Raw genomic sequence first — 21,043 nt, 5'->3', positions numbered from 1 at the left:
GGTATGTGGGTGGACGTGGCCTTCAATCTTCCCCTCCGTGAACCCCTCACGTACCGGGTGGAGGGAGAGGTCCCCGTGGGCGTGCGGGTACGGGCGCCCGTGAGGGGGCGGGTGCTCACCGGGTACGTGGTAGGGGTGAGGGGGAATCCTCCTTCCGGTGTGGCACCCGAGGACCTCAAGCCCGTGGAGAAGGTGCTCGATGAAGAACCCCTGTTCGACGGGCGTGTCCTCTCTCTTGCGCAATGGGTGAGTTCCTACTACCTATGCGGACTGGGGGAGGCCCTCTCGGCCATGATCCCCGGCGGGAGGGTGCAACGCGAGGCGCCCGTGCCGTATGATGAACCTGCGGCGTACCGGCGGCACCGGCTCTCTCCGGCCCAACGGGAGGCAGTGGAGGCCGTGCTCTCCTGCACCCACCCCATGTTCTACCTCTGGGGCGTCACCGGATCGGGCAAGACCGAGGTATACCTCACGGTCGCCGAGCATATGCTCGAGCGAGGGAAGGGGGTGCTCTACCTGGTGCCCGAGATCGCCCTCACCCGCCAGGTGGTGGAGACCATCCGCGCCCGGTTCGGCCAGGACGTGGCGGTGCTCCATTCTCGCCTCACCGCCTCACAACGGCTCGCCGAGTGGCGGAGGATCGTCCGTGGCGAGGTGCGCTTCGTCATAGGTGCCAGGAGCGCGGTCTTCGCACCCATCGGCGACCTCGGGCTCATCGTGCTCGACGAGGAGCACGAGTCGAGCTACAAGTCGGGTGCCACCCCCCGGTACCACGCCCGCCAGGTGGCCATGCACCGCGCCCGCACCGAGGGCGCCCTCCTCCTCATGGGGAGCGCCACCCCCTCGCTCGAAGCCTACCATCTCATGCATACAGGGCGGCTTCCCTTCTTCCACCTTCCCGAGCGTGTGGCGGGGGGAGAGCCCCCCCGTATAGAGATCGTCTCCCTCAAGGACCATCCCGGCCCGCTCTCCAAACCCCTCCTCAGGGAGATCGAGCGTACCAAGAAAGAGGGAAAGCAGACCATCCTCTTCCTCAACAGGCGGGGATTCGCCCACTACGTGGGATGCAGGGCCTGCGGGTTCGAGATGACCTGCCGCCATTGCTCGCTCCCCCTCACGTACCACAGGGCCGAAGAGGTGATGGTCTGCCACTACTGCGGCTACCGGACCAGACCCATCGACGTGTGTCCCTCGTGCGGGAGCGTGGACGTACGCTACAGCGGGCCGGGCACCGAGCAGGTGGAGAAGCAACTCAGGGAAACCTTTCCCTTCTACCGCATCGCCCGACTCGACACGGACACGGCCCGGAAGAAAGGCGTACTCGAGCGCGTACTCGAGGAGATGGAATCCGGCCAGGTGGACGTACTCCTCGGGACGCAGATGATCGCCAAGGGCTTCAACTTTCCCCGCCTCGGGCTCGTGGGGGTGGTGTTGGCCGATACCGGGTTGCACATGCCCGACTTCCGGGCCGCCGAACGGGTCTTCTCCCTCCTCGTTCAGGTCGCGGGCCGTGCGGGCAGGTTCATGCCGGGTGGTCGGGTCGTCATCCAGACGTATCTGCCCGATCATCCTGGCATCGTGTGTGCCCGGGAGCACGATCTCCGTCGCTTCTACGAGGAGGAACTCGAGGTGCGAAAGGAGACACTCTTCCCTCCCTTCTCGAGACTCGTCCGCCTTGTCTTCCGGGGAAGGGACGAGCGCAAGGTGGAGAGGGACGCCGGGGGATTCGCCTCCCTCCTTTCGGCCGACCTGCCCGAGGGTGTCGAGCTCCTGGGCCCCGCCCCCTGCCCCATGGAGAGGATCGCCGGCAACTATCGGTACCACCTCTTCCTCCGCTCGTCCTCACTCGCCCCCATGCACGGCCTCCTCGCCCGCACCCTCCCCCTCTTCAGGCCTTCCTCGGGCGTGCACCTCGAGGTGGACGTGGATCCGGTGCAGGTGGTATGAGGTAGCCGATCACCCCGTTTCGGAGTACCCTTGGATAGAGAACACGCTCTCAAGGAGGCTTGTATGGCACGAGTCGCAGTATGTCTCGCCGATGGATTCGAGGATGTGGAGGCCGTGACCCCCATCGACCTGCTGAGGCGCGCCGGCGTGGAAGTGGTGGTGGCCGGCGTCACCGGCAAGGAGGTGACCGGTTCGCGCGGCGTGCGCATCGTCACCGACGCTCTCCTCTCGGATCTTTCGCCCGAGGACTTCGACGGCATGGTGCTGCCGGGGGGTATGCCGGGCTCGAGCAACCTCGCCGCCTCGGACGCGGTGCGGGCCTGGCTCTCCCACTGCATGAAGGCGGGAAAGACCATCGGGGCGATCTGTGCCGCTCCCGCGGTGGTGCTGGGCAAGGCGGGGCTCCTCGAAGGAAGGCGCTTCACCTGCTATCCCGGAATGGAGAAGGAGGTGGAGGGCGGTACGTGGGAGCCCTCTCCTGTGGTGAAAGACGGCAACCTCATCACGAGCAGGGGCGTGGGGACCGCAGGCCTGTTCGGGCTCGAGCTGGTGCGCGCCTTCGCCGGGGAAGAGGCTTACCAGAAGGTGGGCAAGGCCACCCTCATCCTCTAGTCGGTCGATGAAAGAGGAACGGGGAGCTGTAGGGCTCCCCGTTCCTCGCGTGTCCGATCTCCCGCTTCACGGGTTGAGGATGATCTTCTCGAGACCCGGCCACTTCTCCATGTCGCGGGGAAGCTTTTCGAGCCGTTCCACGTTCCTGTAGGAGGGGCTCTCGAAGGTGTAGGTGAACCGGGTGTGGATATCGTATGTGCCGTTCATGAGGGCGTAGGTGTCCTCGGTCATCACCATCTCCTCGTCGGTGGGGATGACAAAGACCTTCACCGGCGAATCATCGGTCGAGATGATGGTCTCGGCGTTACGGGTCATGGAGACGCGGTTGCGCTCCGGGTCGAGCTTCACCCCCAGGGCCTCGAGGCCTTCGAGGGCGATCTGTCGTATGATGGGCCCCTTCTCACCCACGCCTGCGGTGAAGACGATGGCGTCCACCCGGCCGAGGGCTGCCATGTAGGCCCCGATGTACTTCTTGATCCGGTACCCCTCGATGGTCTGGCAGAGGATCGCGCGCTTGTCCCCCTGTTCCGCCGCGATCTCCACGTCCCTGCGGTCGACCCACTTCCCGGTGATCCCGAGGACGCCGCTCTTCTTGTTGAGGATGGACTCCACTTCCTTGGGGGAGAGCCCGGTCTGCTGCATGATGTAGAAGGGAATGGCGGGGTCTATGTCGCCGCAGCGGGTGCCCATCACGAGTCCTTCGAGCGGGGTGAGGCCCATCGAGGTGTCGTAGGAGCACCCGTTCTTCACCGCATTGATGCTCGCCCCGTTCCCGATGTGGGCGATGATGAGGTTGGTCTCGGAGGGCTTCTTGCCGAGGAGCACCGCCGCCCTCCGTGAGGTGTAGAGGAACGAGGTGCCGTGGAACCCGTAGCGCCGTACCCCGTACTTCTCGTACCACTCGTAGGGGAGGGCGTAGAGGTAGGAGTGGTCGGGCATGGTCTGGTGCCAGGCGGTGTCCATGATGGCGCAGTGCGGCACGTCGGGCAGGAGCTGGCGGGCGGCCTCGATCCCCTGGATGTTGGCCGGGTTGTGGAGTGGAGCGAGGTGGGCGATGCTCTTGAAGACCTCGATCACTTCGTCGGTGATGACCACCGACTGGGCGAACTTCTCTCCTCCGTGCACCACCCTGTGGCCTACGGCCTTGATCTCCGAGAGGTCGGAGATGGCCCCGTACTCGGGGTGGAGGACGGCCTCGATGATGAGCTGGATGGCCTCTCTGTGGGTGGGACAATCCTGTTCCTTCTTGTACTCGGGTTTTCCAGCGGCCTCGTGGACGATCACGGATCCCTTCTGGGTGACGCGTTCCACGATACCGGATGCGAGCCTCCGCTTCTTGTCCCAGTCGTAGATCTGGTACTTCACAGAGGAGCTTCCGCAGTTGAGGGTCATGATAACCATGGGGGAAACCTCCGCGTATGAAATGAAGATGGATACATGTGATTACCCTTACAGGGTGGCACAATGCGGTATTTTTTTCAAGTAAAAGGGGAAAATTTCGAGTTTTCCTGATATATCAGCATGGGCGAGGTGCGCATCCATCCCGCGGTGCCGGTGTTTCGCGCAAAGATTATCGAGAGACTTCGCTACGGGGCCTCACATGAAGCGGTACACGAGCCCCGCTCCTCCTCGTATGAATCGCAGCCCGTCCACATACGAGGGGTTCTCTGAGCCTTCCACAGGGGTCTCCTCTCCCCGTGTGAAGGAGTAGGCCTCGGCCCAGAGGTGGATGCCGGCGCGGAGTGAGGGGAAGAGACTGAGGCCCACCGAACCGCCGTACCCGTAGGGGAGGAAGCGCGTCTCGTTGTAGGTCCACGTGCTCCAGGAGGGGTTGTGGAACACACCGTAGCACGTGCCCACCGCGTAGGGCGAGAGGAAGAGGTCGAGTTCCACGTGAGGGGAGGAGAGGGCGAGGAGTGCGCCGATGGCCGTGATCCCGCCCGGGGGTGAGGGGGCGAGCTCGGAGGGGTCGGTCTGGGAAAGGTCCACGTCGGAGGGGTCGGTGAAGTTGCCCTTGAAGGTCACCTGCGCCCCGAGCGAGAGGTCTTCCGAGAGGGGGAGGAGGTAGGCGGAGGAGAACCCCATCATCACCTCCTCCTGTGAGGCGTCGATCTCGAGGCCGAACTGGTACTTGGACGCCCTGAACCTGAGGGCGATCACGAAGAACCAGGAGGTGTTCGAAATCCCGTCGGCCATGGCTTGGTTGAAGGTCTGCGAGCTGTTGGGGTCTGCCGTCTGGGTCTGAAAGACGTGGTGGGCGTCTCCCGAGACCACGAGCTCGGCGTAGGTGGGGTAGAGGTAGTCGTCGTCGGCGGTGAGGGCGCCGTCCATGAGGGAGTAGAGGTAGAGGGTGAGGGCCGAGGCTCCCAGGGTGATGCCGGAGATGAGGTTGTAGGGTTCGTGGTCGGGTGGCGACTCATCGTCGAGGAGGTTGGAGAGGAAGATCCCGCTTATCGCTGCCTGGATGAGGGTGGCTCCTCCTGCCATGAGGCCCAGGTTGGTGTAGCCGTCGTAGACCAGGCCGCCTCCCGGGATGATGCCTCTGGTGAGTGCGGTGGAGGGATCGGTCTTCTCCCTGGGGAGCTTGCCTATGCGGAGGAGGTCTTCCACCTGTACCTCGGCGACGAGTTCGCGCTCGATCACCGCCTGCTGGCCCTCTGCAAGCCGGACTTTTCCCGCATAGGGTTTGTAACCCGGGGCGCGTATCTCCACCTGATGGGTGCCGGGGGACAGGCCCTTGAGGGTGAGGGGGGTCTTGCCCGAAAAAGTGCCGTCGATGTAGACCATGGCCCCCTCGGGGATGCTCTTCACCACGAGCCGGGGTGCGCCCTCCGCGAGGGGTCTGTCCTCGAGCACCACGGTATCACCGACCTGGGGCTCCTCCTCTGCCTCCACCAGTAGGGCGCGGGCGCCGGTCGGCTGGACCTCCTCCACCTGGAGCCGGGCATAGGGGCGTTCTTCCCTCATGATGATGGCGCCTGTCTCGTCGGTGATGGGCCTGGTCTTCACCACCGTGACCACCCGGCCCGGGACGAGCCCGGCCTGTTCGCCTGCGGAGAGGTAGACCGTGCGTCCTTCCACCGCGGCCACGGTGACGGAGAGGGGGATCGCCTCGACGAGGCGTCGGACGAGGGTCTCTGCGGCCTCTTCCACCGAGGTGGTGGGGGAAAGTTCCACGCTCGCGGCGGCCTCCACCGTGCCCTTCTCCACGTCGACCACCCTCGCGGAGAGGATGCTCTCGACATAGGAGGTCTTGTAGGCTGCGAGCGAGGCGATGAGGACCTTGCGGGCGTTGGTGAGGTTGCCGATGCGGACGGCCTGTTGGGCGCCCGTGAGCCCCGAGACCTGGATCTCCTGTTCGGTGAGTACCTCCTCGAGTCTGGCCCGTTCGACCACCTGGAAGAGGGGGACGGCCGTGAGGGTGGTGTAGAGGAGGTCGGTGACCGCGGCTGCCTGTTCCTCGGGTACGCCGATGCCCTCTACGGGGAGGACGGCGATGGTGACGGGGGCCGAGGAGAGGGCGGTTGCGACGAGAAGTACCAGGGGGATGAGGGAGTTCCGAACTCGCATGGATACCTCCTTCTGGTGAGGTGTGGGCCAGCAGGGGAGGTGCATGTCCTATCCCTTACACTATACCCCGATATGGAGGCTCTTTCAAGGAAAAAAGAGCGGGTGGTGAAGTGGGGTGGCGGGTTTGTGTGTCCTACTGGGCAGGATGGCTTCCCGGTGGTTCGTGCCCATGTGGATGGGGGTCGTGCTCGTGGTGTATGCGGGGGAGGGGTCGCTCACCGTGTGGCAGGATGTGGGGGGTGAGTTCGGGGTGCGGGTGGGGGTGGATGAGGGGGGGTGGAGGGGGAGGGTGTGGGAGTGGGGGGACGGGTGGAGGGTGGGGGTTGCGGGTCCCGTGGGGTGTGCGGGGCCGCTCCTGAGGGAGGGGCTCCTCGCCTCGTTGTGGAATCCGTTCGGTTGGGGGTGGGATGAGGGGAGGATACGGCGTGTGGTGCCGGTGCGGCTTGATGGGGCGAGGGTGCCGGTGGGTAGGGAGGGGGTGGCGGTGTGGGTGCCGGGGGGGAGTGTGGGGTGCGTTGGGTGGTGGGACGGGGAGGGTGAGGCGTGGGGGGTGTGGCTGGGGTTGGGGGGGGAGGGGGGTGGGGTGGAGGTGGTGGGGGTTCGGGTGAGGTGGGAGGGGGAGGAGTGGGGGAAGGGGTGGTGGGTGGAGGAGCCGGTGGTGGGGGTGGGAGGTGGTGTGTACGGCGGGGTGCGGGGTGGGTGCAGGGCGGGGGGGTGATGGGGTATGGGGAGGTGGGGTGGGGGGTGCCGGGTGAGGGGCCGGTGGGGTGGTACGGGAGGGGCGGGGGAGGTGGGTGTGGGGGTGGGGGAGGGTGTGGCTGGTGGGGGTGTGGGGGAGGGACTGGGTGGGGTGTGGTGGGGAGTGGGAGGGGGAGGGGAGGCGGGTGTGGTGGGGGGTGAGGTTGGGGGAGGGGGTGTGGGCGGGGGCGGGTGGGGTGGTGGGGGAGGAGTGGAAGGTGGGGGTGGGAGGGGGGCGGTGGGAGGTGTGGGTGGGGGAAGAGGGGGAGCAGGAGTGGGGGGAGGGTGAGGTGGGAGGGGGTGTGGTGCGGCTGTGGAGGGAGGGGGAGGTGTGGGGAGGGAGGTGGGGGGTGGTGTGGGGGCCGGTGGAGGCGGGGTTTGGGTGGGTGTGGGGTGAGGGGGTGGAGGAGGGGGAGGTGGTGAGGGTGACGGTGGAGGTGGGCGGAGGGGAGGTGTGGGGCGGGGTGGGGTTGAGGGAGGGGTGGGAGCCGGGGGAGGTGCCGGCGGTGGGGGTGGTGCTGGGATGTTCGTATTCCGAACGGTTCTAGGCAGGCGGGAAGGGAGGCGTGAGGTCCTCTTCGTCCCACTCGCCCACGAGCAGGACTTCACGTTCGAGTCTGTAGCCGCAGGTATCGTAGACCTTTGCCTCGATGAATCGGATGAGGGTGAGGATGTCCGTGGCGGTGGCCCCACCCGCGTTGATGATGATGTTGCCGTGGAGGGGTGAGACCTGGGCCCCCCCTATCCTGTAGCCCCGCAGCCCGAGCCTGTCCACGAGCACGCCGGTGGGTGCGCCGAAGGCCCGGTTGTTCTTGAAGACCGACCCGGCCGACGGTGCGGCGAAGTGACCCTTCGCCTCCCTGTCCGCCCGCACCTCCCGCACCCGCCGTGCCAGCGCCTCCCGCTCCCCCTTCCCCAGCCGCACCCGCGCGCGCACGAGCACCCACCCCTTCCCCTGCAGGGGCGATCGTTTGTAGCCGAACTCCTCCTCCCGCACCTCCTTCTCCACCAGCCGCCCCTCCTCGTCTATCACCTCGAACGCGCTCATCACGTCCGAGAACGACCTGCCGTAGCACCGCGCGTTCATGTAGGCGCTCCCGCCCACGCTCCCCGGCATCCACGCGAAGTCCTCGAGCCCTGCCATCCCCCGCTCCACCGCCTCCAGCACCGCGTCCTCGATCCGCACCCCTGCATCGAGCCAGGCCCCCTCCTCGTCCCACACCGCCTCCCTCACCCGTCCCGTGTGCACCACCACGCCCCGCACCCCCCTATCGGAGACCAGGATGTTTGCGCCCCCGCCCAGGACGAAGAGCGGCAGCCCCTCCTCCCTCACCATCCGCACCACCCGTACGAACTCCTCCCCGCCCTCCGGCACCACGAAGAGGTCGGCGGGCCCTCCCACCTGGAACGAGGTGTGCCGGGCCATCGGCTCGTCCAGCAGAACCGAGCCCGTTATGTTGATTTTTTCCGCCAGTTTCCGTACCTTATCCACGACTTCATCCTAGCAGAAACCGGGCGCTACCGCCAGAATGGAGCGGGTATGGAACTCAGGCTCTTCAACACCATGGGCAGGATCCAGGAGCCGTTCGTCCCTCGGGAGGCGGGCAAGGTGGGGATGTACACCTGCGGCCCCACCGTATACAACTATGCGCACATCGGGAACCTCCGCACCTACATCTTCGAGGATGTCCTGAGGCGCACCCTCCTCCATGCGGGCTACCGGCTCGTGCACGTGATGAACGTGACCGACGTGGGCCACCTCACTAGCGACGGCGACGAAGGAGAGGACAAGGTGATCAAGGCCGCGCGCGAGCGGGGGATGAGCGTGTGGGAGATCGCCGAGTTCTTCACCAGGGCCTTTTTCGAGGACACGGACAAACTCAACATCCAGCGGCCCGAAATCGTCTGCAAGGCCACGGAGCACATCCCCGAGATGATCGACCTGGTGAAGCGGCTCGAGGAGCGGGGACACACCTACCTCGCAGGCGGCAATGTGTACTACGACATCTCCACCTTTCCCCGGTACGGAGAGCTGGCTCGGCTCGACGAGCAGGACCTTCGCGCCGGTGCCCGTGTCGGGGTGGATGCCCACAAGCGCAGTCCTCGGGACTTCGTCCTGTGGTTCACCCGTTCCAAGTTCGAGCACCAGGCCATGGTGTGGGACTCCCCATGGGGGAGAGGCTATCCCGGCTGGCACCTCGAGTGCTCGGCCATGAGCATGAAGTACCTCGGTGAACAGTTCGACATCCACTGCGGCGGAGTGGATCATATCCCTGTGCACCACACCAACGAGATCGCCCAGAGCGAGGGCGCGACGGGGAAGCACCCGTGGGTGCGCTACTGGCTGCACGCCGAGTTCCTCGTCATGGATTCCGGCAAGATGTCCAAATCGAAGGGCAACTTCCTCACGCTCTCCGGCCTCGAGGAAGAGGGGTTCCACCCCCTCGATTACCGGTACTTCTGCCTCGGGGCGCACTATAGGAGCCAGCTCTTCTTCTCGTGGGAGGCCCTGGAGGCGGCCAGGAACGCACGACGGAACCTCATTGAACACCTGAGCGGGCTTCATCCCAGGGACGGGTGGGAGCAGACCCGGCTCTCAGAGCGGGGAGAGGCCTACATGCGTGAGTTCGAGGAGGCGATAGGAGACGATCTTGCCACGCCGCGTGCCCTCGCCGTGCTCTGGCGTGCGCTGAAGGACGAAGCCCTCCCGCCCGAGGAACGGGCCGTGCTCGCGGTGACCATGGACCGCATTCTCGGCCTCTCGCTTGCGGAGGCCATCGCCTCCGACGATGCGCTCGAGCCCGAGCTCCTCGAGCTCGTCCGGCGGCGCGAGGCGCTGCGGAAGCAGCGGAACTTCGCCGAGGCCGACAGGATTCGTGACGAACTCGCGCGTCGGGGTATCATCGTGGAGGATACCCCCCAGGGGCCGCGCTGGAAACGAAAGACCACCTAGAGGTGTAACTTTCAGAGACATGGGTTGTTGTAGTATATGTATCATGACGACGGGCTTTTCGACAGGGTGTACCGGCATGCGTTTCCCGTACTCTACAGGGTGGTCTACCGGATAACGGGCGACGGCCATGTGGCAGAGGAGATCTGTCAGGAGGCGTTTATCCGCTATTACCCTCGGATGCACAAGATTCAGGATACCGACGAGGCCACCTATTGGCTCATCCGCGTGGCCCGCAACCTCGCCTACAACCACGAGCGGCGACGTACGAGGGAGCGGCGTGCGCTCACCAGCCTCTTCAAGGAGCAGCCCAAGGTCGAGGAGAGCGAGGAGTCCCGTCTCCTCAAGGAGGAGGACTCCCGCATGGTGAGGGATGCGATCATGGCGCTCCCCTACAACCTGAGGGTGCCGCTCGTCTTGAGGGAGTACGAGGGCTTCGCGTATCAAGAGATCGCGAAGGCGCTCGGCATATCGGAAGCCAACGTGAAGATCCGTATCTTCAGGGCCCGGCGCAGGCTCGCCGAGCTGCTTGAGGACCGGGGGATGGTATGAACGAGAAGGAATGGCTCTCCATGAGCGAGAGGTACGATCGGATGCGGGAGGGGAACGAGACTCCGCTCGAGCATCCTGCACTGCAGACCTACGGACGCCTCTCCGCCTTCCTCTCCTCCTGGGTGATCGGGAGGGAAGAGGTGGAAGAGGCTGCAGCACGCGTGTACCGGAGGGTGGAGGCGGCCCTCTCTGCGCCCCGCCGGGTGGCGGGGATCGCCCTCCCCGTGCCGGTCTTCGCCTTGCTCGTGGTCTTCGCCCTTGCCGGTGCAGGGTTCTCCCTGGGGGTCATCCTCGGGATGTGGGGCGGTCAGGCGGGCATGGATGTGGTGCAGCAGGCGGTGGTCCCCCTGCCCTCGGCCCAGCCGGGTGGGGAGATGGTCCGCGCGTTGGGTGATTCCTCACAGGACGAACTCGTGATTGAGCTTCCCCCTGTTCCCTCTCCCAGGGTATACGGGACCCCCGTCTTCGTACGACTCTCGTCCGGAAGATGACGATGCATACGCGCATATTCGTCGCATGGCTCCTCACCGTCTCCCTCATGCCGGTCTTCGGTCAGGACGACCGGGTGGAGGACCTCCTCTCCACCATAGAGAGGGTCGTCACGGTGAACATCGCTACCCGACTGGAGGGGGTGGAGGATTTCGAGTGGGAGGTCCACCGGTCCCGGGCCACCCTTCCCGGCAAGGCGGTCACCATAAAACTCGTGGGCAAGGACCTGGTGGTCCTCGCACGTATCACCCCCTTCGAGCGGAGTGACGGGTCGTATCTCATCCTCGCCGAGGGACAGGTGTGGACTGCGGACGAGGGCGATGCACTCAGGTACGTGGCCACGGTGAAGGAGATCCCGCTCAAGATCGGAGAGAAGGTGGTCTTCTTCCCCCTGGGGCGCGCCGACGTGCACGTCCAGGGAAACGACGTGTACCACATCGTGATGGAGATATGGCTGGACGGAGCCCTCGATGAAGAGCCGCAGGGCGGGGCCGCCGATGATGCGCTGGAAGGGGCTGAAACCGAGGGACAGGGGGAGGACGGGGGGTGATGCTGCGCTCGTTCGCGGTCTTTTCCATAGCGGTGACGTTGGGTGCGGTGTTCATGTGGGTGGTCGACGCCTTGCCCCCGCGGATCGTTCGGGTCGTGCCCGAGGTGGCTTCGCCGGGGGAGGTGGTGCGCATCGTGGGTCGGGGGTTCGGAGGTGAGCCGGGCAAGGTGTGGGTGGGGGGGAGACAGATCCTCCGGCGGAACGTGCGGTCGTGGAGCCCGAGGGCGGTGGAGGTGGTCCTTCCCAGGGACGTGGAGTCCGGGTTCGTGGTGGTGGAGGCCCGTGATGGGAGCAGGAGCAACGGGGCCCTCTTCGCGGTGAAGGAAGAGATCCCGGTGGTGTACGAGGAGAGCGCCTCGCCGGTCCTCTCGGAGGCCGAACCCGCCCGGGTGAGGATAGGTGAGCTCGTACGGGTTTCGGGAGGCGGGCTCTCTCGGCTGAGGGAAGGAGGGCGTGTCTTCGTGACGTGGGCGGGAAGGGCGGCGGTACAAGGCGAGGCCTCGCGGTTCCTGCCGGTGCCGACCGATCAGGTGATCTCCTGGACCGACGAGGAGGTGGTCTTCCGCATGCCGGAGGGTGCGGCGGGGGGAGAGGTCTTCCTCGCGAGGGGTGAGGAGCGCTCGAGCGGGGTCTTTGTGGAAGTCGACACCGCACCGGGGAGGCGGGAGTACGGCGATGCGGTCACCTATGCCCTCACCTTCCGGACCACGGTGGAAGGAGTGCGGTTTCAACCTGCGGGTGTGGTGGTGGCATGGCTTCCCCGGGTCCTGCGCACGCATTGGCAGCGGAACATAAGGGACGTGGAGGAGACGCCGCCCGCCTTTTTCCAGAACGATCGGCGCCTCGCCTTCAGGTTCTCCTCCGGACCGGGGGTCCTCATCGCCGAGCGGGCCGTGGTGTGCGACGTGTATCCTGTGTGGATAGAGGATGTGGATCCTCATCTCTCCTTTTCGGAAGCGGAGGTTTCCTCGTACGAGGCGTATACCAGGCCTTCCGGCGCCATCGATGCGGGTGACGAGCGGCTGGGAGGGCTCTTCGAAGAACTCACAGGGACGGCCTACGAGCGGCTCTGGCGTCTCTTCACCTGGGTCCGGGACGTCGTGGGCTACGATCCTGGAGGTCCGGGCGAGCCGGCCCAGGTCCTCGCCGCCGGGAGGGGGTCCTCCCTCGGAAAGGCCCGCCTCCTCGCGGAGCTCGGCCGCATGGCAGGGCTCCCCGTGCGCCTCGTGGGCGGGGTGCTCCTGGAGGGGCGCGGAGACCTCGGGTGGTACTACTGGGTGGAGGCGGCGCTCCCCGGCATGGGATGGGTGCCCGTGGACCCCACGGCGATCCAGAGGGTGGTGCGTATCCCCGAAGGATACCGGGGACAGGATGAGATGTTCTTCCTCGGCGGGATTTCGGCCCAGCATCTGCTCCTCTTCAGGGAGGGCGCTTCCACGGAACGCCTCGTACCAGGAGGTGAGGCCGCGCTCTCGGAGGAGGCTCCGGCCCTCTGGGGAGCGAGCCACGAGTGGCGGGGCGTCTCCTTCGATCGGATCTCCTACTCGGTGGAAGTGGTGGGGGTCTACTAGTCCGTACGGGGCGGGATTCGGGGCGGCGGGGAGCCATCCCTCTGGCCTTCGGCGGGGTCCCCTTGGCATGTCCGCGTGTCCCCCAAGGGGAGCAGCGACGGTCCCCGCGGCTGACGGGTACGATCCTCCTGCGGCAGGCCGCATTGCGGCATGTGCCCGCACCATGGTGAAATCCGCTCCGGCGTGTGCTATTATAGATAGTGGTATGTTCATTGACAAAGGAAATTGCACGCTTCTATACTGTGGTAAGAACATTCTCCTCAGGATGAACGATGGCTGAACCACTCCAGCTCTCCCTGGTCAACTTCCGGAAAGGCGCGTACATCATCGTGGAAGGCAAGCAGGATGCCGACTACTTCTACATCATCCGCTCGGGCCAGGTGCGCCTCGCCAGGGAGACCTCGGTAGTGGACGACGAGGGGGGGGACATCCTCGGGCCGGGGGACTTCTTCGGTGTGGTGGCCACGATGTCACGCCACAGCCACATCGAGACGGCCCAGGCCCTCACCGATGTCTCGCTCATCGCCGTGCACCGTGACAACTACCACCTCCTCATCGAGCGGAACACCCCGGTGGCGCTCAAGATCATCGAGAAGTTCTCACGCCAGATGCGACATCTCGACAGGAAGCTCTCCCAGCTCACCCTCAAGCACACCATAGAGGAGTACGATCTCGAGCACCTCTTCAGGGTGGGTGAGTACTACGTACGGCAGAACCAGTACTCCATCGCCTACTACGCCTACTACCAGTACCTCAAGTATGCCCCTCAGGGACGGAACGTGGAACAGGCGAAGGCGCGGATGGAGAAGATCAAACCCTATGCCCGGCCGGTCTTCCTCGAGCCCGCCGAGGGGCTCACCCGCACCTACCCCAAGGACACCATGATCTTTTGCGAGAACATGCCGGGCGAAGAGCTCTTCGTGATACAGAAGGGCTCGGTGAGGATCACCAAGATCGTCAACGACAGGGAGGTCCTCCTCGCGGTGCTCAAGCCCGGCGATATATTCGGGGAGATGGCCCTCCTCGAGAACAAGCCCCGCTCGGCCTCGGCCATCGCTCACGAGGATTGCACCCTCCTGGTGGTGAACAAGGCGAACTTCGAGCGGATGGTGAGCACCCAGCCCCAGCTCATCGCCAAGCTCACCACCCTGCTCGCCGAGCGGATCTGGTTCCTCTACAAGCAGCTCGCCAACACCCTCCTCACCAACCCTGTCGCCAGACTCTACGACGGGATGCTCATCCACCTCGAAAAGCTGAGGGTCTCCATCCGGGACGGAACTGCCTACACCTTCGATTTCGGTCCCAGGGAGCTCGTCAACATGGTGGGACTCCCCCAGGAGAAGGGACTGCGGGCCTTCCAGGAGATCCTCTCTTCCAAGATCATCCGAGTCCTCGACGACAGGATCGTGGTGAGCGACGTGGCCGAGCTCGAGAAGCAGGCCAAGTCCTACAGGAAGATCGAACGGATCGAGCGGGCGCGCAAGGGGATCAAGACTCAAGACGCCTTCTGAGGGACCGTCTCGAGGTCGACCCGTGCCCTGGCCAATCCCTCTCCATCTCCTTTTACACCTTCCTTGGTGAAGACTTACGCCTTGCGAGGGAAGCTCGATTCTGGTACCATACCTCCCACTACGCAGGTCGAAGGAGCAGATGATGAAGCAGAAGGAAGTGCTGCTGGAGAAGGTGTACAACCCCAAAGAGTTCGAAGAACGCATCTATGCCACCTGGCTGGAACAGGGTGCCTTCATGCCGCGGGAAGGTGTAGGGAAGCCCTTCGTCATCGTCATCCCGCCGCCGAATGTGACCGGTGTACTCCATATGGGCCATGGGCTCAACAATTCCCTGCAGGACATCCTCATCCGTTACCACAGGATGAAGGGAGAGCCCACGCTTTGGCTCCCCGGCACCGATCATGCGGGTATCGCCACCCAGAGTGTGGTGGAACGGAAGCTGTGGGCCCAGGGAGTGGATCCGCGCTCGCTCGGGCGGGAAAAGTTCGTGGAGATCACCTGGCAGCACGCCCTCGAGCACAAGGAGATCATCATCAATCAACTCAAGAAGATAGGAGCCTCCTGCGACTGGTCACGGGAGCGGTTCACCCTCGATGAGGGGCTCTCGCGGGCAGTGAGGGAGGTCTTCGTCTCACTCTACGAGAAGGGGCTCATCTACCGGGGGACCTATCTCGTGAACTGGTCTCCGGGGCTCAAGACCGCCCTCGCGGACGACGAGGTGGAGTACAAGGAGGTCCAGGGGAAGCTCTACTACATCCTCTACCCGGTGGCGGACAGCGAGGAGAAGGTGATGATCGCCACCACCCGGCCTGAGACCATGCTGGGCGATACCGCGGTGGCGGTCCACCCAGGGGATGAGCGATACCGGCACCTCGTGGGGAAGGAGGTGATCGTCCCCCTGGTGAATCGCAGGGTGAAGGTGATCGCCGACGAGTACGTGGATCCTGAGTTCGGAACCGGTGTGGTGAAGATCACCCCTGCGCACGACTTCAACGACTTCGAGATAGGCAAGCGGCACAATCTCGAGTTCATCAACATCTTCAACCCCGATGCCACGCTCAACGAGCACGTGCCTGAGAAGTACCGGGGACTCTCGCGGGAAGAGGCCCGCGCCCGGGTGGTGGAGGATCTCAAGGCGCTCGGCCTCCTCGTGAAGGAGGAGCCCCACGTGCATCAGGTGGGCCACTGCTACCGCACCCACGTGCCTGTGGAGCCCTACCTCTCGGAGCAGTGGTTCGTGCGGATGGACACCATGGCCCAGAAGGCACTCAAGGCGTGGGAGGAGGGGAAGATCCAGTTCTTCCCCAGGAAGTGGGAGAACACCTATACCCACTGGCTGAGGAACATCCGCGACTGGTGCATAAGCCGCCAGCTCTGGTGGGGACACCGGATCCCGGTCTGGTACTGCGACGACTGCGGAGCCCAGATGGTCCTCAGGGAGGACCCCACCTCCTGTACCTCCTGCGGCAGTACGAAGATTCGGCAGGACGAGGATGTGCTCGACACCTGGTTCTCCTCGTGGCTCTGGCCCTTCTCCACGTTGGGCTGGCCTGAGGAGACCGAGGATCTCAAGCGGTTCTTCCCCACCACCACCCTGGTCACCGCCTACGACATCATCTTCTTCTGGGTGGCCCGCATGATCATGGCGAGCCTCGAGTTCATGCACGAGGTGCCGTTCCGGGACATCTACATCACCGGGCTTGTGCGCGACAAGCAGGGACGCAAGATGTCCAAGTCCCTCGGGAACGGGATCGACCCGCTCGAGATCGTGGAGGAGTACGGGGCCGACGCCCTCAGGTTCACCCTCGCCTTCCTCGCCGCCCAGGGGCAGGACGTGCTCCTCGACAAGGAGACTTTCCAGGTGGGGGCCCACTTTGCCAACAAGATATGGAATGCCTCCAGGTTCATCCTCATGAACCTGGAGGGGCGCACCCTCATCCCGTTCGAAGAGATAGAGACCACCGACGTGGACAGGTGGATCCTCCACCGCCTCAACCAGACCATCCGCACGGTGAGGGATGCGCTCGAGACCTACCGCTTCAACGAGGCGGCCCAGACCGCGTACGAGTTCTTCTGGAGCGACTTCTGTGACTGGTACATCGAGAGCGCCAAGCGTTCCCTCAACGGGGATGACGAGCGGGAGAAGGACCGGGTGGTCTCCCTCCTCCTGTTCGTCCTCGAGCAGGCGCTCAAGCTCTTGCATCCCTTCCTCCCCTTTGTCACGGAAGAGCTCTACCAGAAGCTCCCCACCACCGAGGGCCTGCTCATCCTCGCCCCCTTCCCCGAGCCGCGGGAGGAGTGGGACGATCCTGCAGCCGAGGCCTCCTATGCCGTGCTCCAGGAGGTGGTGCGGGGGGTACGCTCGCTCCGAAGCCAGTTCACTATCCCGCCGTCGGTGAAGTTCCGGGTGGTGGTGCGCTCCGATGACGAGAGGCTCCGTGCCTACCTGGAGGCGCACGATGACCTCATGAAGCTCCTCATGAACATCGAGGATCTCGCGATACAGGAGGAGCCGCCTGCCCGGGACGGGGCGGTGGTCGTGGTGGGCAAGGGCTTCGAGGTCTACTCCTACATACGAGACCTCATCGACGTGCCCAGGGAGATAGAGCGCCTTGAGAAGAAGATCGCGAAGCTGCAGGGGGTGCTCGAAAAGGTGGAGAAGAAGCTCGCCAATCCCCACTTCGTGGAGAAGGCTCACCCCCAGGTGGTGGAGGGGGAGCGGGCAAAACAGAAGGATCTCGCCGAGCAGATCGCCAAGCTTCGGGAGTACGAGGCCCTGCTCAAGGGCTGACTCCTTGGAAGGAGGGGACAGGAAGAGGGAGGCCTACGCCTCCCTCTCTTCGTGCTTTGGGACGACGACGCCCTTCCGATCCCTCAGGTGACCTTCTCCCACGTCCCGCTCTCCTCGGAGCGGAAGAGGGCATCGAGCACCTTCTGGTTGGCGATGGCGTCCTCGGGCGGAATGGGGAGGGGCATCTCACCCCTCACGGCGAGGGAGAAGGCTGTGAACTCGAGGCCGTACTGGTCGATGGCCTCGGTCTCCACCACCCTCGTACCCACGCTCGTCTGGACCGTGAGCTTTGCCGGCACGTCCGGGTACATGTTGAACGGGATCTCGATGGACAGATACCCCCGCGAGCCGTAGACCTGGACCTCTTGCCGGGGGAAGGTGCGGGTCCCCACCGTGAAGAGGGCCCGCGGCCCGCCGAAGTCGAGGATCCCGGAGGAGAGGGTGTCCACCTCCAGCTCAGGGTCACGCCGGACGAGGGCCACGACCCGCTCCGGCTCCCTCCCCATGAGGAACCTGCTGGAGGAGACCGCATAGCACCCTATGTCGGGGATGGCGCCCCCGCCCAGTTCCTTGCGGTTGCGGATGTTGGAGGGATCGGGGTTGTGGTAGGAGAAGAACACGTGGATGTTCTGGACCTCCCCGATCTCACCTGCCGAGACCAGTCTCTTTGCGTGCTGCCACTGGGGGTGGAGCCGGTACATGAAGGCCTCCATGACGAGCACCTCCTTCTCCAGTGCGTACTGGATGGCCTCCTCGGTCTCCTTCGCGGACATGGTGAAGGGCTTTTCGCAGAGGATGTGCTTGCCCGCATCGGCAGCCTTCTTCACGTACTCTGCGTGCATGGTGTTGGGAAGGGGGATGTAGACCGCCTCCACCTCCGGATCGGCGAGCAGGTCCTCGTAGGATCCGTAGGCCTTCCTGAATCCCAGCTGCCGGGCCGCTTCCTTTGCCCGTTCGAGCTCCCTCGAGGCGATGGCGATGCGTTCCACCACCCCCTCGTTTTCAAGATCGTCCATGGGATTGTGGACGCGGAGCCTGTAGTGGCCCGACACGCCCAGCACGCCCCACCGGACGGGTTGAAACTCGTCGTGTTCCATGTGCATATACGCCTCCTCCCCTCAGGGTGGAACGGAAGAGGGGTGAAGGTCAAGGGTCGGGTGAGGGGGAGGGAAAACTGAAGGAAAATTCCTGACTTATATTGACAGGAATATCGATGTGCGCTACTGTTTTGAGGTAAAAACAATGATTTTTATATAAATATCATGCCGTAAAGGAGATTCGATGCGTCACACGGTTTCTGTCGCGGTTGCAGCGTTCTTCCTTGCCGTGCTTTTTCTCGGGGCTCAGGACTCCCTCGCCTATCGGGACATGGTAGCGGATATCGAAGGTCTCCTCGAGGGAGCGTATGCCTCTTACCTGGGGGGGGAGGCGGAGGACGCGCGGAATGCAGTGCAGGATGCGTACTTCGAGGTCTTCGAGAATCTCGAAGGCCCCATCCGCATCAACCTGGGCATGCAGGTGAACGTGGAGTTGGAGGGGCTGTTCGCCGATATCCGGACGCTCATCTCGGAGGGAGCCGATCGGGACGAGGTGCGCCGGAAGATCGATCTCCTTCTGGCCCGCCTCCAGGAGATACTCCCGGTGGTGGAGGCCGGACACGTGCTGGTCGCCGAGGCCGGTGAAGAGGAGACTGCGAAGGGGGAGGCGCCGCCCGAGTGGGTGGCCACCGTGGACTTCATAGAGGGGGAGTTGCGTGGGGCGCTGGATATGTTCGCCTCAGGGGACGTGGACGGTGCCGTGGAGCGGGTACGGCAGACGCTCTTCGCCGGCTACAAGAACACCGGTCTCGAGATCGCCATCCGGACCCAGCGGTCCCAGAGTGTGAACTATGCCTACGAGGCCGCCTTCAGCGATGTGGCGAAGCACATGAGGGAGAGCGGCTCCCTCTTCCTCGCCGAGGATGCGGCGGCCCGTCTGGTCTCGGCGCTCCGGGATGAGATCGTGGGGCTCGAGGTGCCCGAGGGGGCGGGGATGTCCCCGAAGACCGTGCAGGGAGAGGAGATCCCCGAGGCGGACTGGGGTGTCGTGGTGGGCCAGGTGAGCGCGGCGGTGGAAGAGGCCCTCTCTCTCGCCAGGACGGGCAGGGGCGTGGACGCCGCGCGCGTGATCCAGAACTCCTATTTCGATCACTTCGAGGCCTCGGGTATGGAGACTGCGCTCGGGGTGCGTGATCCTGATCGTAAGCTGGAGATAGAGGGGGCTTTCACGGCCCTTGCGTCCGCGCTCAAGGAGGGTGACCCCGAAGCGGAAGCGTACGGGAGGAAGCTCGTCTCGCTCCTTGATGAGGCCGCGGGTGCCCTCCGGGGGGATGGGGGAGGATCGTGGAGCTTCTTCGTGTACTCGCTCCTGATCATCCTCCGGGAGGGGGTGGAGGCCATCCTCATCATCATGGCACTCGTGGCGTTCCTCACACGGAGTGGCAATACGGACAGGATCCGGACGATCTATCATGCCTCCCTCTCGGCCCTGGTCCTCAGTGTGGTGACCGCGGTCGTCTTCTCCTGGGTCTTCCGGGTTTCCGGGGCGGCCCGCGAGGTCCTGGAGGGCGTGACCATGCTCCTCGCCGCCGTGGTGTTGGTGGGGGTGAGCTACTGGCTCCTCTCCAAGGTGGAGAGTGAGGCGTGGATGAGGTACCTCAGGAGCAAGCTGCAGGTCGCGCTCTCCGAGAATTCGGTGCGCGCCCTCTGGTTCACCGCGTTCCTCGCCGTGTACCGCGAGGGGGCCGAGACGGTACTCTTCTACCAGGCCCTTGCCGTGGACGCCGGCACCACCTCCCATTTCTTCATGATACTGGCCGGGTTCCTCGTGGGTATCCTCGCCTTGGGGGTGGTGTTCTACCTGCTCAAGGAAGGGGCCATGAGGCTCCCCTTGGGGCCCTTCTTCGCGGTGACGGGCTCGTTCCTCTACTACATGGCGTTCGTCTTTGCGGGAAAAGGGGTGATGGAGCTCATCGAGGCCGGCGTGGTGGAACCTCGGGTCCTCGTCCCGGGGCTCTCCGTACCCTTCCTCGGGATCTATCCCTACTGGCAGACGCTGCTGCCTCAGGCGTTGCTTCTGGTGGCGGCGGGAGTGGCGGCGGTGGTCTTCATCGTGCACCGGCGCACACGGGTCGTGGTGCGACCCGAAGAAACCCACCCGGACACATCCGGGAGAAAGGAGTCATAGATGAAGAGGTTCATCCTCGCACTGTTTCTCATGACGGCTTCCGTTGGGGTAATGTTCGCACAATTCGTCGAATATCCCATCGGCGAACCGCAGAGGATCAACGGAATGGAGGTCGCTGCGGTGTACCTCAAACCCGTGGACATGGAGCCGAGGGGGAGCGGCCTGCCTGCGTCGCTCTCGGACATCCACCTCGAGGCCGACGTTCGTGCCGTCGAGGGGAACCCGAACGGGTTCGCCATAGGGGAGTGGATCCCCTATCTGAAGATCTCGTTCGAGCTCATCAACCTCGATACGGGTGAGCGGCAGACCGGTGTGTTCATGCCCATGGTGGCAGCCGACGGTCCCCACTACGGGAACAACATCCGCATGATGGGGCCCGGTACCTATAGGCTCGTCTATCGTATCGAGAATCCCTCCTCGCAGGGGTTCCTCCGGCACACCGATGCCGATACCGGCGTGGGGCGTTGGTTCGAACCATTCACCCTGAGCTGGGAGTTCACGTACGTCCCCATCGAGTAAGGCGTGAGGCCATGATCG

17 protein-coding genes are annotated in these 21,043 nt (G+C 64.5%); 13 read left to right on the top strand and 4 right to left on the bottom strand.

The window, feature by feature from the left end:
- Window positions 1-3 precede the first annotated feature (3 nt).
- The gene (gene priA, locus STHERM_RS09135; protein ID WP_013314605.1) at window positions 4-1,947 is read left to right on the top strand and encodes a replication restart helicase PriA; all 1,944 of its coding nucleotides are present in this window, start codon (window positions 4-6) and stop codon (window positions 1,945-1,947) included.
- A 63-nt stretch (window positions 1,948-2,010) separates the two neighbouring features.
- Window positions 2,011-2,559: a DJ-1 family glyoxalase III gene (locus STHERM_RS09130; protein ID WP_013314604.1), complete on the top strand. Its 549-nt coding sequence runs from the start codon at window positions 2,011-2,013 to the stop codon at window positions 2,557-2,559.
- A 66-nt stretch (window positions 2,560-2,625) separates the two neighbouring features.
- On the opposite strand, the gene STHERM_RS09125 is transcribed toward STHERM_RS09130, so the two are convergent.
- Window positions 2,626-3,960, bottom strand: a complete 1,335-nt coding sequence (locus tag STHERM_RS09125) for an acetate kinase (RefSeq protein ID WP_013314603.1) — start codon at window positions 3,958-3,960, stop codon at window positions 2,626-2,628.
- 195 nt (window positions 3,961-4,155) lie between these two features.
- Window positions 4,156-6,129 carry a PEGA domain-containing protein gene (locus STHERM_RS09120; RefSeq protein WP_013314602.1) on the bottom strand — a complete coding sequence of 658 codons (1,974 nt, stop codon included), beginning with the start codon at window positions 6,127-6,129 and terminating at the stop codon, window positions 4,156-4,158.
- Window positions 6,130-6,274: 145 nt separating this feature from the next.
- Here STHERM_RS09120 and STHERM_RS12580 point away from each other — a divergent pair, with 145 nt between their 5' ends.
- Both STHERM_RS12580 and STHERM_RS12575 read left to right on the top strand, forming a co-directional pair.
- Window positions 6,275-6,847, top strand: a complete 573-nt coding sequence (locus STHERM_RS12580; RefSeq protein ID WP_162467032.1) for a hypothetical protein — start codon at window positions 6,275-6,277, stop codon at window positions 6,845-6,847.
- Between the two features lie 49 nt (window positions 6,848-6,896).
- On the top strand, window positions 6,897-7,415 hold the full coding sequence (locus STHERM_RS12575; RefSeq protein ID WP_041623525.1) for a hypothetical protein: 519 nt from the start codon (window positions 6,897-6,899) through the stop codon (window positions 7,413-7,415).
- Here the strand turns inward: STHERM_RS12575 and murB are convergent.
- A complete protein-coding gene (gene murB / locus STHERM_RS09105; protein WP_041623523.1) occupies window positions 7,412-8,359 on the bottom strand; it encodes a UDP-N-acetylmuramate dehydrogenase in 948 nt (315 codons plus the stop codon). The genes STHERM_RS12575 and murB overlap by 4 nt on opposite strands.
- A gap of 48 nt (window positions 8,360-8,407) precedes the next feature.
- Here murB and cysS point away from each other — a divergent pair, with 48 nt between their 5' ends.
- The 7 genes from cysS (at window position 8,408) to STHERM_RS09070 (ending at window position 17,281) form a co-directional block, all read left to right on the top strand.
- Complete coding sequence (cysS, locus tag STHERM_RS09100; RefSeq protein ID WP_041623521.1) at window positions 8,408-9,820, top strand: cysteine--tRNA ligase; 1,413 nt, start codon at window positions 8,408-8,410, stop codon at window positions 9,818-9,820.
- A gap of 36 nt (window positions 9,821-9,856) precedes the next feature.
- The gene (locus STHERM_RS09095; RefSeq protein ID WP_013314599.1) at window positions 9,857-10,369 is read left to right on the top strand and encodes an RNA polymerase sigma factor; all 513 of its coding nucleotides are present in this window, start codon (window positions 9,857-9,859) and stop codon (window positions 10,367-10,369) included.
- A complete protein-coding gene (locus STHERM_RS09090) occupies window positions 10,366-10,860 on the top strand; it encodes a hypothetical protein (protein ID WP_013314598.1) in 495 nt (164 codons plus the stop codon). Before STHERM_RS09095 ends, STHERM_RS09090 begins: the two co-directional genes overlap by 4 nt.
- Window positions 10,861-10,862: 2 nt before the next feature.
- Window positions 10,863-11,408, top strand: a complete 546-nt coding sequence (locus STHERM_RS09085) for a hypothetical protein (RefSeq protein ID WP_237223258.1) — start codon at window positions 10,863-10,865, stop codon at window positions 11,406-11,408.
- The gene (locus STHERM_RS09080; protein WP_013314596.1) at window positions 11,408-12,979 is read left to right on the top strand and encodes a transglutaminase domain-containing protein; all 1,572 of its coding nucleotides are present in this window, start codon (window positions 11,408-11,410) and stop codon (window positions 12,977-12,979) included. The genes STHERM_RS09085 and STHERM_RS09080 overlap by 1 nt, the downstream gene beginning before the upstream one ends.
- A gap of 272 nt (window positions 12,980-13,251) precedes the next feature.
- Entirely contained in the window at window positions 13,252-14,490 is a 1,239-nt protein-coding gene (locus tag STHERM_RS09075) for a Crp/Fnr family transcriptional regulator (protein ID WP_013314595.1), read from the top strand.
- Between the two features lie 142 nt (window positions 14,491-14,632).
- Window positions 14,633-17,281, top strand: a complete 2,649-nt coding sequence (locus STHERM_RS09070) for a valine--tRNA ligase (RefSeq protein ID WP_013314594.1) — start codon at window positions 14,633-14,635, stop codon at window positions 17,279-17,281.
- A gap of 83 nt (window positions 17,282-17,364) precedes the next feature.
- Here the strand turns inward: STHERM_RS09070 and STHERM_RS09065 are convergent, their stop codons facing one another.
- Window positions 17,365-18,384, bottom strand: coding sequence for a Gfo/Idh/MocA family protein (locus STHERM_RS09065; protein WP_013314593.1), 1,020 nt, complete (start codon window positions 18,382-18,384; stop codon window positions 17,365-17,367).
- A 178-nt stretch (window positions 18,385-18,562) separates the two neighbouring features.
- Here STHERM_RS09065 and STHERM_RS09060 point away from each other — a divergent pair, with 178 nt between their 5' ends.
- Both STHERM_RS09060 and STHERM_RS09055 read left to right on the top strand, forming a co-directional pair.
- Window positions 18,563-20,506, top strand: a complete 1,944-nt coding sequence (locus tag STHERM_RS09060) for an FTR1 family iron permease (protein WP_013314592.1) — start codon at window positions 18,563-18,565, stop codon at window positions 20,504-20,506.
- Complete coding sequence (locus tag STHERM_RS09055) at window positions 20,507-21,025, top strand: iron transporter (protein WP_013314591.1); 519 nt, start codon at window positions 20,507-20,509, stop codon at window positions 21,023-21,025.
- The last annotated feature ends 18 nt before the right edge of the window (window positions 21,026-21,043 follow it).

Source organism: Spirochaeta thermophila DSM 6192, assembly GCF_000147075.1.
Lineage (GTDB): Bacteria > Spirochaetota > Spirochaetia > Winmispirales > Winmispiraceae > Winmispira > Winmispira thermophila_A.
This window is presented reverse-complemented; position numbering and strand designations above follow the sequence as displayed.